The organism is Mesorhizobium sp. M4A.F.Ca.ET.020.02.1.1, assembly GCF_004022645.1.
GTDB lineage: Bacteria > Pseudomonadota > Alphaproteobacteria > Rhizobiales > Rhizobiaceae > Mesorhizobium.
The window spans coordinates 1-1,135 of record NZ_RZOI01001149.1; the positions used below are offsets into that span (position 1 = coordinate 1).

1 protein-coding gene and 1 pseudogene are annotated in these 1,135 nt (G+C 62.3%); both read right to left on the bottom strand.

Going from position 1 to position 1,135, the window contains the following annotated elements; all coding sequences use genetic code 11:
- Positions 1-180: pseudogene (locus tag EN742_RS35565) on the bottom strand (molybdate ABC transporter permease subunit); the annotation flags it as partial.
- 16 nt (positions 181-196) lie between these two features.
- Positions 197-991, bottom strand: a complete 795-nt coding sequence (gene modA / locus EN742_RS35570) for a molybdate ABC transporter substrate-binding protein (RefSeq protein ID WP_127406236.1) — start codon at positions 989-991, stop codon at positions 197-199.
- Positions 992-1,135 lie beyond the last annotated feature (144 nt).

The following is a 1,135-nucleotide window of genomic DNA, read 5'->3' on the forward strand; positions in this document are numbered from 1 at the left end:
GATCAGCGGCAGATGCACCAGCCCGTTGAGCAGCGTCTTGCCCCAGAACCGGCCACGGGCGAGCACGAGCGCGATCGCGATGCCCGGCGGCAGGCTGAAAAGCATCGCCACCGTCGCCACCTTGATCGACAGCCGGACCGCATTCCATTCGTCGGGAGTGAGGTCCAGCAGCCAGTTCATGCGTCGGGACGCTGCCTTAGTTGGAAGGCGCCAGGATGGTGAAGCCCTGCGCCTTGAAGAGCTCTGCCGCCTTCGCGGATTCGAGGCACTTCAGGAATGCCGGCGCATCCTTGTCCTTCGAATCTGCCGTCTGGGCAACCGGGTAGATGATCGGCGGATGCGAATCCTCCGGGAAGGTGCCGACCACCTTGACGCCTTTTTCGGCATGCGCATCGGTGGCATAGACGATGCCGAGCCCCGCCTCGCCGGTCGACACCAGCTTCAGCGCCGCGCGCACATTCTCGGCCTGCGCGACCTTGCCTTCCACTGAAGACCAGACGCCGAGCGATTCCAGAGCCGCCTTGCCGTATTTGCCGGCCGGCACAGCCTTGACGTCGCCCATGGCAAGCCTGCCATCGCCGATAAGCCTGGCAAGGTCGAAGCCCTTTTCGATCTTGGCCTCAACCTTGGAATCCGTCGGCGCCACCAGCACGATCTGGTTGCCGAGCAGCTTCACCTCGGTGTCGGGTTTGGTCAGCTTCCTGTCGGAGAGATACTTCATCCAGTCGAGGTCGGCCGAGATGAAAATGTCGGCCGGCGCGCCGCCCTCGATCTGCTTGGCAAGCGCTGAGCTTGCCGCGTAGGAAATGGTCGCCGCCTCGCCGACATCGGCCTCGCAGGCCTTGTTGACGCCGTCGAACGCGTCCTTGAGGCTGGCCGCCGCAAACACGATCAGCTTGTCCTCGGCACGGGCGGCCGGCGCCGAGATCGCCAGCGATGCCGCGAAAACGCCAATGGTGATCGCTCCCAATCCAAAACCTTTGTGCGTCATGAAATTCTGCCCGGGTTCGAAATCCGATCAGTCCAATGCCTGCCGACCGATATATCTGCACGAATATAACAAGGAAAGACCTTTCGCGGCCCCTGTCGTTATGCGACAGGGTTTTCTCGGCCTACGATGGATTTTGGCAGACAC

Excerpts from the sequence above, each read along its gene's own strand:
- modA (WP_127406236.1), bottom strand. The coding sequence starts at position 991 with ATGACGCACAAAGGTTTTGGATTGGGAGCGATCACCATTGGCGTTTTC.